Annotated in this window: 18 protein-coding genes; 3 read left to right on the top strand and 15 right to left on the bottom strand. The window is 34.0% G+C overall.

The window, feature by feature from the left end:
- Positions 1-75: 75 nt before the first annotated feature.
- The 3 genes from CN925_RS20270 to CN925_RS20280 form a co-directional block, all read right to left on the bottom strand.
- Positions 76-645 (bottom strand): TVP38/TMEM64 family protein, encoded by a 570-nt coding sequence (locus CN925_RS20270; RefSeq protein ID WP_098848613.1) that lies wholly within the window; start codon positions 643-645, stop codon positions 76-78.
- Between the two features lie 212 nt (positions 646-857).
- Complete coding sequence (locus tag CN925_RS20275; RefSeq protein WP_098848614.1) at positions 858-1,547, bottom strand: zinc metallopeptidase; 690 nt, start codon at positions 1,545-1,547, stop codon at positions 858-860.
- A 15-nt stretch (positions 1,548-1,562) separates the two neighbouring features.
- Positions 1,563-1,973 carry a MerR family transcriptional regulator gene (locus CN925_RS20280; RefSeq protein WP_098848615.1) on the bottom strand — a complete coding sequence of 137 codons (411 nt, stop codon included), beginning with the start codon at positions 1,971-1,973 and terminating at the stop codon, positions 1,563-1,565.
- Between the two features lie 189 nt (positions 1,974-2,162).
- On the opposite strand from CN925_RS20280, the gene CN925_RS20285 reads away from it, so the two are divergent.
- The 3 genes from CN925_RS20285 to CN925_RS20295 are packed head-to-tail and all read left to right on the top strand — an operon-like array spanning position 2,163 to position 5,835.
- Positions 2,163-3,602, top strand: a complete 1,440-nt coding sequence (locus CN925_RS20285) for a spore germination protein (RefSeq protein ID WP_098848616.1) — start codon at positions 2,163-2,165, stop codon at positions 3,600-3,602.
- Entirely contained in the window at positions 3,599-4,696 is a 1,098-nt protein-coding gene (locus CN925_RS20290; protein WP_098848617.1) for a GerAB/ArcD/ProY family transporter, read from the top strand. Before CN925_RS20285 ends, CN925_RS20290 begins: the two co-directional genes overlap by 4 nt.
- Complete coding sequence (locus CN925_RS20295; RefSeq protein WP_098848618.1) at positions 4,693-5,835, top strand: Ger(x)C family spore germination protein; 1,143 nt, start codon at positions 4,693-4,695, stop codon at positions 5,833-5,835. The genes CN925_RS20290 and CN925_RS20295 overlap by 4 nt, the downstream gene beginning before the upstream one ends.
- A 248-nt stretch (positions 5,836-6,083) precedes the next feature.
- Here CN925_RS20295 and CN925_RS20300 read toward each other — a convergent pair whose 3' ends face one another.
- The 12 genes from CN925_RS20300 to CN925_RS20355 all read right to left on the bottom strand — a co-directional run bounded on the left by CN925_RS20300 (position 6,084) and on the right by CN925_RS20355 (position 12,964).
- Positions 6,084-6,359, bottom strand: coding sequence for a gas vesicle protein (locus tag CN925_RS20300; RefSeq protein ID WP_098848619.1), 276 nt, complete (start codon positions 6,357-6,359; stop codon positions 6,084-6,086).
- A gap of 13 nt (positions 6,360-6,372) precedes the next feature.
- The gene (locus CN925_RS20305; RefSeq protein ID WP_098848620.1) at positions 6,373-6,657 is read right to left on the bottom strand and encodes a gas vesicle protein K; all 285 of its coding nucleotides are present in this window, start codon (positions 6,655-6,657) and stop codon (positions 6,373-6,375) included.
- Positions 6,654-6,833 (bottom strand): gas vesicle protein, encoded by a 180-nt coding sequence (locus tag CN925_RS20310; protein ID WP_098848621.1) that lies wholly within the window; start codon positions 6,831-6,833, stop codon positions 6,654-6,656. The genes CN925_RS20305 and CN925_RS20310 overlap by 4 nt, the downstream gene beginning before the upstream one ends.
- On the bottom strand, positions 6,830-7,636 hold the full coding sequence (locus CN925_RS20315) for a GvpL/GvpF family gas vesicle protein (RefSeq protein WP_098848622.1): 807 nt from the start codon (positions 7,634-7,636) through the stop codon (positions 6,830-6,832). Before CN925_RS20315 ends, CN925_RS20310 begins: the two co-directional genes overlap by 4 nt.
- Positions 7,633-7,869 carry a gas vesicle protein GvpG gene (locus CN925_RS20320; RefSeq protein WP_098848623.1) on the bottom strand — a complete coding sequence of 79 codons (237 nt, stop codon included), beginning with the start codon at positions 7,867-7,869 and terminating at the stop codon, positions 7,633-7,635. The genes CN925_RS20315 and CN925_RS20320 overlap by 4 nt, the downstream gene beginning before the upstream one ends.
- Positions 7,866-8,618, bottom strand: a complete 753-nt coding sequence (locus CN925_RS20325) for a GvpL/GvpF family gas vesicle protein (protein ID WP_098848624.1) — start codon at positions 8,616-8,618, stop codon at positions 7,866-7,868. The genes CN925_RS20320 and CN925_RS20325 overlap by 4 nt, the downstream gene beginning before the upstream one ends.
- Before the next feature lies 1 nt (position 8,619).
- Positions 8,620-9,504, bottom strand: a complete 885-nt coding sequence (gene gvpN, locus CN925_RS20330; RefSeq protein WP_098848625.1) for a gas vesicle protein GvpN — start codon at positions 9,502-9,504, stop codon at positions 8,620-8,622.
- A 12-nt stretch (positions 9,505-9,516) separates the two neighbouring features.
- Positions 9,517-9,777, bottom strand: coding sequence for a gas vesicle protein GvpO (gene gvpO, locus CN925_RS20335; protein WP_098848626.1), 261 nt, complete (start codon positions 9,775-9,777; stop codon positions 9,517-9,519).
- A 56-nt stretch (positions 9,778-9,833) separates the two neighbouring features.
- Positions 9,834-10,061 carry a gas vesicle protein GvpJ gene (gvpJ, locus tag CN925_RS20340; RefSeq protein ID WP_098848627.1) on the bottom strand — a complete coding sequence of 76 codons (228 nt, stop codon included), beginning with the start codon at positions 10,059-10,061 and terminating at the stop codon, positions 9,834-9,836.
- A 297-nt stretch (positions 10,062-10,358) separates the two neighbouring features.
- A complete protein-coding gene (locus CN925_RS20345; protein WP_098848640.1) occupies positions 10,359-11,390 on the bottom strand; it encodes a C40 family peptidase in 1,032 nt (343 codons plus the stop codon).
- Positions 11,391-11,411: 21 nt separating this feature from the next.
- Positions 11,412-12,497, bottom strand: a complete 1,086-nt coding sequence (locus CN925_RS20350) for a dipeptide epimerase (RefSeq protein ID WP_098848628.1) — start codon at positions 12,495-12,497, stop codon at positions 11,412-11,414.
- Between the two features lie 149 nt (positions 12,498-12,646).
- Complete coding sequence (locus tag CN925_RS20355; RefSeq protein ID WP_098848629.1) at positions 12,647-12,964, bottom strand: DUF3870 domain-containing protein; 318 nt, start codon at positions 12,962-12,964, stop codon at positions 12,647-12,649.
- Between the last annotated feature and the right edge of the window lie 225 nt (positions 12,965-13,189).

Here is a 13,189-nt window from a genome sequence, read left to right on the forward strand (position 1 = left end):
TTGACAATGTTTTATTTCAACAGTATGAAAAAGCTCAAACCCTTCTAAATAGGTTTGAGCTTTTTTACATTATTTTTAAATTTTATTCTTCACTAAAACATTAAGTCGTTTTCTATAAAAGTAAATTAACAAGCCGATAATTAACAGTCCTAAAATAACTTTTCCAAATAAGGTGAACTCTAACACTTGATTAACGGAATACGATTCAAATAAAATGACCGGTAGCTTACCAATCAAACTAGCTAACATAAAGCTTGACCATGTGATTTTACCAAAAGCAGCAAACAAAGTAATTAAGCTAGATGGAATAAAAGGAATAAAACGTAGAAGTAACACACCATAAAATGCTTCTTTTCCTTCTAAACTTAATAGTCTATTTAAAGCTTTAAATTTAGTTGATTGACTAATAAATCTTTTTTGTAAACCCTTTCTATATAACATGAAAGATACGAATGTACCAATTAATTCACCTATGAAAGAGACAAAAAAGCCACCAGCAAAACCGAATAATTTAATATTGATTGCTGTCAAAAACCAGGCTGGTATAATACCAACAATACTAATTAGAACATTTATTAGGATACTGAGCAGTGCAGCATAGTCTTTGTATGTATTTAAAAAATGTTCAATTGCCGAAAGTGTCATAATTTTCCCCCATTTTTTTAACCACTTAATTGTACAACATTTAGTATGATAAAAAAGCTAAGGTTACCAAATACATAAATCTTCCATAAATTAAAATCTATTTACTATTTTAGACATTGAAATTTTAAACATACTAACCAATTAAAATTTAATTTTTCAAACAAAAAAAAATGACTTCGAATGCTTATCGAAATCATCTTTTTGATTATTTTTTATTCTTCTTCAGTTTGGCCTTGGAAGAAGATGAATAAATATTTTACTAATTCTAAAACAGAGATTAAGGTTGCCGCTAAATACGTAAGTGCAGCAGCTCCTAATACTTTATTTACACCTTTTCTGTCAGTATCATGGATGATACCACTTGCTAACATTAATTTCTTTGCTCGCGAACTAGCATTATACTCAACAGGTAAAGTGATTAGTTGGAATGCTACAGCTATAGAAAATAGTAAAATCCCTACTCCAATTAGAGAAAATGCTTGAAGTAAAAATCCTGCTAGTAGTAATAACGGCGCCGCACCTGATGCAATGTTAACGATTGGAAATATTCGGTGACGAAGTGTTAAGAAACCATATGAAGTATCATGTTGTATCGCATGACCTACTTCATGTGCTGCAACTGATACAGATGCAATTGATCTACCATAGTATACTTCCTCAGATAAGCGAACTGTTCTTGTCATCGGATCATAGTGATCAGATAATCGCCCAGGCACTACTTCCACCGGTACATTAGGTAAATTATTATTGTTTAATATATGTCTTGCAACTTCAGCTCCGGTTAAACCTCCTGATGCTGGCACTTCAGCCCAGTGATTAAAACTAGATTTCACTTTAAATTGAGCCCAAATCGATAATCCGAAGGCAATAAAAATAAGGAAATCCATAGGGTGAAAAAACATTTACATTCTCTCCTTTTAATGAATAAATGACAATAACGCCTGAATTAACTCAGATGTTTGTGACGTTAATTGACGGATAATTTTTAGCTTTTGTTCTTCAGTTAAATTTTCTAGTAAATATTTTAATTGTGATAATTCAGTCTTCAGTTGACTCATATGAATCGTTACCTCTTCAGTTAGTGGCACGATCCCTTGGTCCTCTACCAACGTTTTTTTCTTATCTACTATCGCTTTTATTTCTTGGAGTGGTAAGTGCATTGATTTACATTGTTCAATAAATTTTAAAGTTTCCATAGAAGCTTCATCATAAAAACGATGTCCAGATTCTGAGCGCTGTGGTTCAAGTAATCCTAGGTTTGTATAATAATCAATTGTTCGCTTAGACACTCCTACTTCTTTTGCTAATTCTCCAATTTTATAGACAATCCCAACGTATTCACACTCCTTCTATTTGTATTATATTGTATCCCGATAAAAACGTACAGTAAAACGTTACGTTGTTTAAAAAAAAGGATGAAATAAAAGATAGTTTCTTCAACTTAAAGTAAGGAATAGTAACATAATTTGTGGGAAAAATAGGCTAAAATTACCACCAATAGAAATGAGGAGTACCCAATGATAGCTGACCGAGAATTGGATAAAAATGAAAAATCGCTTCGGGAATTGCTATTTAATAGTTCTGACTTTAAAACAAGTAATTTCGGAAGTAATGATAGAAGATATCGGTTATTTTATTTGGATACGATGATCGAGGATACTGTAGTGCAAGAACATATTATTCGCCCTTTGCTTAACAATATTAACGTCAGTGTACGTGAAGCCGTTTCGATTTTAGATTATAGCGAAACCGAACTTCTTACTGTAGCTGTGAATTCGATGATTGAAGGAAAAACGGTTGTCCAAATCGAGGGAGAAACAAAGTTTTATTTACTTAGAACCGAATTAGTTAAAGAACGTTCTATCAACATTCCTATGAACGAGCGTGTGTTACGTGGTTCACATAAAGCATTAAATGAAAACTTGAATACGAATCTTAATTTAATTCGTAATCTAGTTGCAACTCCCGATCTTGTAGTAAAACAATATCAAGTTGGTCGTAGATCGCATACGAAAGTAGCGATCCTTTATTTACAATCGCTTGCAAACGAAGTAGTTTTAAAAGAATTTGAGCGAAGAATTACAAATATTGATATTGATTACATTGATGCACCCGGTTTTTTAGAAGAATTAGTTCAAGATAAAAAATTTTCGCTATTCCCAAAGATGCTAACTTCTGAAAGACCTGACCGTGTAAAATCTTATCTGATGGATGGTAAAATCGCATTTTTAACCGATGGTGCACCAGATTGTGCGATTGTTCCTGTTTCATTTTGGGCTTTTTTTCAAAGTCCAGATGATTATCAAGTTGGTTGGCTATTTGGTAGTCTTTTAAGATTTTTAAGAATTTGTTGTTTTATTATTGCAATTAGCTTACCTGGTCTTTATGTTGCATTAGTTACTTTCGATCCTAGAGTTCTCCCATTAGAAATTGCACTAACTCTTCAAGGCTCTATGCAATACGTTTCTATGCCACCAGTTTTAGAGGCGATTACAATGTTAGCCATCCTTGAAGTCTTAAAAGAGTCGACTGTTCGTTTACCAAATCCGGTTGGTCAAACGATTGGTGTTGTTGGTGGTATTGTAATTGGAACTGTGGTTGTTCAGTCGAATTTAATTTCAAATATGATGGTAGTCATTATTGCACTTACTGGTGTTGCTTCATTTATTATCCCTTCATATGAAATGAGTAACACTGCACGTTTATTAGCTTATCCTTTTATCATCATGGCATCTTTTTTTGGATTAATTGGATTGGAAATTTCATACTTGTTGGTTTTAACCCATTTAGCCCGAATGAATACATTTGGCATTCCTTACTTTTACAATTGGTTTAATGGCGATACGATTAAAGATACTATTTTTAGAGCACCGATTAGAAGTATGAAAAAACGACCAGTGGAAAGCTTAGCAAAAGATGAAATAAGAATAAGTAATCCAAGGGAGGAAAATGAGTGATTCAATTAAAGAAGATTTCTATTAATCAACTTATTTGCCTTGTTATTCTTAATCAAGTAGGCGTCAGTATTTTATCCATGCCTTATAAAGAAGCTTTAGTATCAGGTTATGACTCATGGATGTCTATGATTATTGGCGGACTAATCGCTCAAATTGCGATACTCATTGTCTACTATCTAGGAAAAACGTATCCCGATCGCCCGTTTCAACAATATATTTCCACAATAGTTGGAAAACCGTTTGGAATCATAATCAATTTACTATTTGCAGCATTCTGTGCTGAATCATGTTTAATGCTTGTCATTTCTTATTCTGATGTCATTAATCGTTGGCTATTATTTCAAACACCTTGGGTTATCCTAATTAGTTTATCGTTACTAGTTGCCGGATATATCGCTTCATCAACACTTCGGTCTATCGCTACCATTACTCAGTCGATAATGGCCATGTTTTTTATATGCCTTGTCATTATTTTTATTAGTGGAATTGGTCACGGGGACTTACGTCACTTTTTTCCGATCGGTACTCACGGAATTGCTCCTATTTTAAAAGGTGCGATCCCTGCCTTTTGGACGTTTGCTGGATACGAGCTTATTCTGTACGTGTTTCCATTTGTGAAATGTAAAAAAAAGAAGCATATCTTAATTGCTACATCAGTTGCCAATGGAATAACAACTTTAATATACTTTTTTATCTCCCTTATTGTTACGTACAACTTTAGTGAAAACCAATTAAAACACATTCCAGAGCCATTAGTATTTATTCTTCGAAAATTTAGATGGCCAGTCGTTCAAAGTCTAGATATTCTATTCATTACGCTTTGGCTATCAGTAACTTTAGTGACAGCTTATATTTACTTATTTTTGTCTGCTAGGTATTTAGCTTTTCTTGGTAATAAAGAATTTCAAAAACACTCTCTTCTAGTATGGATTGTAACAATTGTTTGTTTTGTGGCCGGGATTTTTTTCTCAGACCGCCATTTACTTCCGGTTTTTTCCAAATACCATAATATTGTAACAGCAATTGTCATTATAGGATTGCCTTCATTGCTTCTACTAATTTCCTTTGCAAAAAGAAAGGTGGCAGCTGAATGAAAAAAGCCTTCTTATTACTCCTATTATTGCCACTTTTGACTGGATGCTGGGATCGTTTGGACTTAAAAAAACTACATTTAGTTGATGTAAACGGGTTTGACATCGACGAAAAAAATGGTGAAATCGATGCGTTTTTTCTTATAACAAAGCTAAAAGCAACGGGTCAAGGAAATGGAGAAGTAACTTCAGAGATGAAGGAACTTAAAGGAGCATCTTTAGCCGAAGCAATTGGACAATGGGAATTTTCAGAACAATCTCCTTTTATTGGAATTAGTACAAGAGTATATTTAATAAGCGAAAGATTTGCAACAAAAGATCCAATTTCAGAGCTTGATTTTTTACTTAATGCTCCTTATTCATCTATTAACGCCCCTTTAGTTGTTCTTGAAGGGGATCTTTCTAAAGTATTTGAAACCGCTATGAATTCAAAAAATGATCAAACAAAAGAATTGAATGAATTTATACTCTCTATGGAGAAGAATAGAACGATACCAACTGTTTCAATGATGAATTTTATTCAATCAAGGGATGAACCATTAACTGACCTAGCATTACCTATATTAAAAACAAAAAATTCAACCTTAGAATTAAGCGGCGCATTGTTATACCGTAATGGTACATCTACAGGAAAAAAACTTGATAAAGACCAAATCAAACTGTTGATGTTAATGAAAGGGGAAAGCAGAGGTAGAAATAGATTTACTGGACACTGGGGAAGGTTTACTGGAAATCTAAATAAAAAAAATGATGAAAAATCTAATTCTGATACTGCGAATAACAATAATTTCGGTTTTACGGTCAAAAGAAATACTTCAAAACTATCTGTCTCCAAAGGATCAAATAAATTACCGAATATCAATATTAATGTAAAATTGCAAGTTAGTACATTCGAACTTGGCAATGAAGGTCATAAGTTAAAGCCCGATTATGGCCGAATCGAAAAAGAAATCAGAAAGTATTTTGAAGAAAACGCATTAGCAGCTATTAATGTTATGCAATCTGCAAACTCCGACGTTCTTAGCATTGGGCAAGAACTAAAGGCTTACCATCCAAAAGTTTGGAAGTCTTTAAATTGGAGAAAAGATTATCCACGAATGCAGATTGAACCGAAATTTGATATTGAGATTATAAATAAATAGTAATGAATTTCTAACATAAACTAATCATATATGGGTCAAATAGAAATACACCTATTACGCATAGTAATATAATAGGTGTATTCTTTTTGAGAAGAAGAATTTAATGAGAAAATATGGGAGTAAACATGTAGTATTATGTGTTGATGGTAAACTCTATTTTTCTTTTATGTACTGCAGCAACCTAATAGGGTTACTGCGTTATAGGAAGTAAATCTTTTAACAAAAAGATGAAGATTTTTGACCATATGCTACTCTTCTTTTATCCCTAACTTGTCTTCTATCCGATTAATTCGATCATGCAAAAGCTTACCTTTTACACTTGAATTGAAATACGGATCATCTTGCCACCAATTTAACCCAATCTCCATTGCTTTATCAATTGAGGCAACAACAAGTCGAATCTTAATTGTTAGTAATTCAACATCTGCCAAGGCGATTTTAATATCTCCCGCGATGACAATTCCTTTATCTAAAATCTTCTCTAAAATATCTAAAATATTAGTAGATTGTGCTGAATGTTGCATATTTTCTCCTTCCTTACATTAAGTTGCCTAAAGGTCCTAAATCGATATTTAAGTCTTTCCCTTCAAGCCCAAAGATAATTTTGAATTCTTCCATTTTTTCTTCTAAGTTCAAAAGAGCTGTACCAAGTTTTTCAATTTGTTCATCCGTAAGTGTACCACCCTCTACCCGTTTAATAGCTTGCCGCTCTACAAGTTGCCTTAGTAATTCCAAAATTGTAAGCACTAATTGAGCTAGTCCGTGTTCAACATCTTCTGGATTCATATTAATTCGCTCGGCTATTCCATGATTCGCTGTCATTTCGATTCCCCTTTTTTTTGAATATTTTCAACTGCAGTTACTAATAAGCGAATATTCACATATACAAGATCGATATCTGCAATAGAAAGGATAAGATCACCAGAAATAACTACTCCTTTATCTAAAACGCCATCTAAAATATCTAATAATGTGATATTATCATTGCTACTGTTCATGTCTTTCTACAATCCAAACTAGCAAAATGATAGAATGGCCATGGTCCAGAAATCTCAACAATAATTCCTTTCTCCTCATACTTTTGTCTAAATTCTTTTATTATCAGTTCAAATTTCTTCCTGCTGTCGTTTGGAATTAGGGACGTACTGTTGTAGATCATATCAACATTTCTTCCAGTTGCATTTTTGCTCCAATTTTTTCTAGGTAAATTGTCAACTGTTGAATTTTTTAAAGTGTTTTCCAGAACTTGCGATATTAAACGTAGTTCAGCTTGCGCCTCATTTTCGAGTAGTTGTTCTTGCTTTTTCTTCATAAAGAATTGCTTTCCAGGGGATAGTACTTTCAATTCATCTCTCATATTTTGAATTGCTTTACTTTGCCGCTCCAATACTTTGAAAAATTTCGATTTATCATAGTACATCTTGACATTCCATTCCTCTTTTTCCTTTAATTGTTCAAAAAGGGAAACGATGTTGTCCTGTTCATTCAACAAATCCTCTCTTAATTTTTCTATACTTGAATAGATCGTACAAAACTTAGAAGGAAGAAATAAGTAGTTTTTTGAATAAGTCACGATTATTTCATGATGATGAACTGCATGCTTGTGTACCCATTTTGGATTGTCCATCTTCTCTTTTAGAACAGATTCGTCAAATTCTTCTTCTCTTAAATAACAAAAAACGGCGGTTACTTTTTCTACATTTTCATAACAAGTTTTGTTACGATCAATCCCCTTTACTGCATAAAAGGGTGAATATTCTAGTTCATTTGTCGGTAACAAACCATATAAATAAATGCTCAATTGCCTGCCTCCCGTTCTTTCATTTTTGCGATCTTATACCGTAAAAGTAATTCCTCTTCTTGTTGTTCATAAATGTCCTGCGAGATTTCACCTAATTCGTACATCATTTGTAGACGGATCAATTGTTGCTCAATTGATTTCGAGTCAAATAAAACGCGGTCAGCTTCCTCCTTTATTTTTTCACCTAATAGAATGATTGATTTTAGTGGAAAGGCTAAAGCTTTAAAAATCATGATCGATCTCCCGCCGTTATTGTTAACTGTATAAAGTTATAAGCAGGCCATGGCCCAGAGTATTTGAATTCTACTTTATCCTTCCATAATTCATAGAGTTCATTAACTTTTTCATCAAAGACTTCTTCTTGATCGCGATCAATTAAAAAAGCAGCATTAAGAAGCATTGTTTCGTATATTGGAGGGTTTGATTTAGAGGCACTTGAAAGTGAAGAAAGAGGTGAAAAAATCGCTTCATATAGATTGTGGTGCAAAGCATAGAAAAAATCTTTTGTTTTTTCTCCAAGTTTAATCTTTTCGTAAAAAGCTGCTTCTTTCTGTTGATTTACCTTCTCTTTAAGTTTTTGTATGTCTCCATTTCTCTGTATTTCTTCGTCTAACCATTCCTTACGTGCAATGACTTTTAAACCAACCTCAATTTTATTGTTTATTTTCTGAAAGATTGATTGCAGTTCGTCATACAGTTTTTCTAGTAATAAATGAATTTCTTCTGAAGAGGAGAATACATTATTAAAACTTATTGGAATGACGGTAAACTGTTGCATAACAAAAGAAATCACGCTTTGATGGGCAAATAAATTGGCACGAGTTGGAAGGTAGTCCTGGTCAGGAACATTTGCAGCAATCATCACAATTTCTTTATATCTGATAGCATATAATTTAATATCATTTCCTTCCCACTTTGTGAAACCAAAATCGGGATCGATATTCGTTTGGATGATACAAAATGGATAAACCCATTTTCTCATTTCAACTTCCCTCCATTTTTGAACTGATCGATTTTACGATGAATTGTTTTGCTTGTGAGTATGTTCGAACTTTTTGGGCTTGTTTGAGATGAAACCAAAAAATATCTGTGCATAAAGTCTGAAACTGTTGATCATAAATTGTAATTGGGATATTATTTTGCTTTGCTATCGAGGCTAGTTTGATAGTAGTACGAAGACTTTGAGGTTCAATTTCTCTACAGTGATGACGTATGATTTGTACTAATTTAACAATATAAAGACTTTCTTTTTCCGATAAACCAGTTATTTGTGATAAGATGGTACACTCCGTTTCAAAATCCATTTTTTCGATCGGAATCGTAATCATACGATCAAGTAGAGCATCTTGTGCTTCGAATATACCAACATACTCTTCTGGATTACTAATAAAAATAACAGAAAAGTTTGGATGGACTGGCAAAAAAAATTCTTTCTTTTTCATCCCATATAGTGGAATCACCCTTTCTTCCAAAATTGATAAAAATAAGTTGTTTGTTTCAGGATGAGAGCGAGTGAATTCATCATATATTAATGTATAGCCTTTTGTCGCAGCTTCTATTAAAGGACCGTTAACCCATGTGTCTTTAATGCTTTCTTCTTTTTTATAAACGGAATGAATATAGTTATCGACTATTTTTTTCTTAGTAAAGCCATTAAAACTCCCAAGCAGATCCTTATTAGACATTTCATGATTCCCATGAATTAACAATGATGGTCGACCGATTTGTTTTGCAATATGAAGTGCAAGTGATGTTTTTCCAACACCAGCTGGACCTGTAAGATGGACTGAAAACCCAGATTGCAAATAAGACTGGACCCGATCTGTTAGGCTATTCAAATAAGGAGTCGATATAAAAATTTTATCCATAGTTCTCCCTCCTTACTCATGTAGAATTGCGCCTCTTGCACGCAATGATTTTCTTTGAAATGATATAATTTCTAATTCAGCATTCATTAAAACAGAATAAACTCCTACTAACTCATCTTTAGCGTGAGCTTTCATATATTCTTTTTCTTCAATTACTTCAACGGTTAATTCCCAACCTTTATCTGTTTTATGGATGTGAGTAATTTTATGAACTGGTCGAATATACAGCCCAAAAAAAGTTTTTACTACTTCTAGTATTTTAATAATTTCCATAGTAGCCCCCTTATCTAAAAAGAGAGACCAAAGCATAAAGCCTTGGCCCTACTTGCTTAAGCAACTTCCTCTTCTTCTTCTTCTTTCAGCAATCCTACTGCTTCTGCATATCGTAACCAAGTATCAACACTTGCAATGACAACACGAGCTTCAATTGCTAAAAGCTCAATGCCGACAAGTGATACCCTTACAAATGCATCAATAACAACCCCTTTGTCTAGAATACGGTCGATTACTTCAGCAAGGCTGGAAGAATCTACACTTTTTTGAATAGACGCCAACATGTATCCCTCCTTTCTTAATAAAAATAAGAAAGAAATGATAGAAAATGAAAAATAGCATTTTCTCACGTAGAGATCCTATCTCTTTCCCTCTATCCTATGGGACAAGCAAGTTAAGAGTGATAGACTTTATTCAAAATGAATCAATTTAACCACACTCCAATTTTTTCCAATTGATATATACCTCGTTTTTTTGACTAATTTGCAGAGAAAAATAAATCTAGTATTATAGAAAAAAACCATGAACAAGTGCAATTGTTCATGGTTTTTCAACGTTTCTATATCAATCTATCTACTTAATTATTCTACCCAATAACGACGAGCACCAGAAAATTCTTCAATATAGCCAGGAGTATCTAATGGAATAATTTCAACACTTCTAGCAGCATTTGGAGCCTGAATCATTAAACCATCACCGATATACATTGCAACATGATGAACTGATCCTGTTCCATTGTTACTTGCAAAGAATAGTAGGTCTCCAGGTTGAATCTCGTCTTTTTTAACTTCTATACCACTCTTAGATTGAGGGCCTGAATCTCGTGGAATTGTTATACCATATGACTTAAATAAGCTATATGTAAATCCTGAGCAATCAAAACCAAATCCTGATACACCAGCCCATAAATAACGTAAACCAAGGAACTTCTTCGCCGTATTAATTAAATTTTCAGGCGTTGCCTTTGGAAACTGATTTTCGTTTTGATAGACTGCCACATCTTCTTTTTTAATAAATTTATTTCCATCATCTGGTGTTGCAACCATTACAACATCTCCAAAGTCTTTAACTACTGGTAAGCGGGTATTAAAGCTAATCTCCATAAACTTATGATTTAGGGCTTTTCCATCATACAACCATGCTGTTTGACTAGATACCATAACAAATGGCGTATCCTTATAATTCTCTAATCGATCATCCGTTGTTAATTGTCTTTTTGGCATCCAACCAGGATAGCCAAGTGTGTTACGTGGAGTAGGTTGTCCTTCAACAGCAACCTTAACCCAGTCACCTGACTCCTCTAAAATGGTTACTTTTGTGCCATAAACTGCTTGTGTTTCAAGATAGCTTGTTAACCAACGACGAACTTCAGTATCTTCCATATTCGCTGACCATTGACGCGGATCTACTGGATTGCTTAAAGATGGTGCATCAATATCTCTAACTTGGAATCTACCATTAGTAGTCCACTGAGTCGAAACGGACACATCAACATAGGCTGTCTCACCCGGAGTAAGTTCATCTTGCGAATTTGCGAAAGATTGGCTTGTCATTGTAGGAAGTAATGAACCTGCAACGCATAAACTTAAAATTAAATTTTTTGTCTTTTTCATCATAAAACCCCTCTCCATATTTTAACGAAGACTTTTTGATAATCTTCGGTTAAGCCCTAAACCAGGTAGAGATGATAAATGGACTTCATCCCCGATAAATTCAATTCCATCAAAATCTTGGCTCTTTAACCAAAGTGGAGCATCTAAATCGATTTTTTGAATATTTGGATGTGCGCAAGCAATATGAGCTGCAGCTAGCACTGACACAGAAGTTTCCATCATACTTCCAATCATGCAAGGAATATTTGCTCTTTCAGCAATATCTGCAATTTGCAGTGCTCTTCTAATGCCCCCAGTTTTCATCAACTTAATATTTAGAAGATCAACTGCATCTTCTTTAATTAGACGAACTGCATCTTCTGGAGAAAAAAGACTTTCATCTGCCATAATTGGTGTTTTGACATTCTGCTTAACAAATTTCAGTCCTTGGATATTTCCTGCTTGGACCGGCTGCTCAATTAGTTCTAAATTGGCATTCAGCTGTTCCAATTCTTGAATAATGGTAACGGCTTGTCGTGGAGTCCATCCTTGGTTGGCATCTACACGAATGGCAACATCATCACCGACTATTTCTCGAATCGCCATTATTCGTTGAACATCCTTTTCCCAATCTTTTCCGACTTTAATTTTCAAAGTAGAAAATCCATCCTTGATAATTTGTCTAGCTTCCTCGCACATTTCATCTACAGTTCCTACACTAACGGTCATATCATTTTTTAATTGATTTGTTCGACCTCCAAGATATTGATAGAGTGGAAGATTAAGATGTTGACATAACGCATCATACAGCGCAATTTCCATAGCTGCTTTCGCACTTGTATTTGCCACGCAAGAGCGTTCAATCAGTAGTGAGAGCTCATTCATATTTCGAATATCTCTTCCTAATAGTAGCGGCGTTAGGACCGTCTTTAAAATCGCTTCAATACTTTCTTTTGATTCACCTGTAATCGCCAATGTTGGCGCTGCAGCCCCTACTCCGACAATTCCATCCTCTAGCTGGACATATACAAAAACATTCTCTATTTCTGTAGCTGTCCTAAGAGCTGTTTTAAATGGCTTTTTTAATGGAAAAACTTCCGTTTGCACTTGGATCGATTGAATAATCATCGTTTTTGTCCTTTCCTATTAGATTTAAGTTTGTTCCAATACCTCTGATTGTTTAAAAAACCTTCTATTAAATAAAAAATCCAGCTATTAGAAAGGGACGTCCCTACTAATAGCTGGATTTCATCTACGAAAATAGATAAAGCAGCGTTTTAAGATTCAATTATTTGTGTGTATTTTATATGTGCATTTTTAAAGGCTACTGCCAAAGCTTTTTGGGAAGACCCGAAATAGCGTGTATTAATTTCTTCTATTACCCCATCCAAATCTAGCATTGATTGTCCAACGAATAGATGCTGTACAAAGGATGAAGTTAAAGAAATTGTAGCTGAGCAATCAGCATCAACAATTAAATGGCTTGTCCGATCGACTACCAGTCCAATAAAAAATGCATTATACTTCTGCATAATCGGATTATTCGATGAAGTCTTTGCATCTCCAATTAAATAGATCGTATCTTTACTGTACAATTTATTTCCTCCCGCAAAACAGGTATTCCGCACAAAATCCTAACCATAAGGAAAGAATTGGCAACGGCATATGTATTCGCTTACAGTTAATATTAATATACGAAACTATTTTTGACAATGTTTTTTGAATATTCTGTTTTAAGAACGGGAAATGTGTACTAGATTTGGGCGCTTACTTTTTTACTAGAAAAAGTTTAGGATCGTTTCTTTTATAACGAAAAGCCA

The organism is Bacillus sp. AFS055030 (genome assembly GCF_002574545.1).
Classification (GTDB): Bacteria; Bacillota; Bacilli; order Bacillales; family Bacillaceae_G; genus Gottfriedia.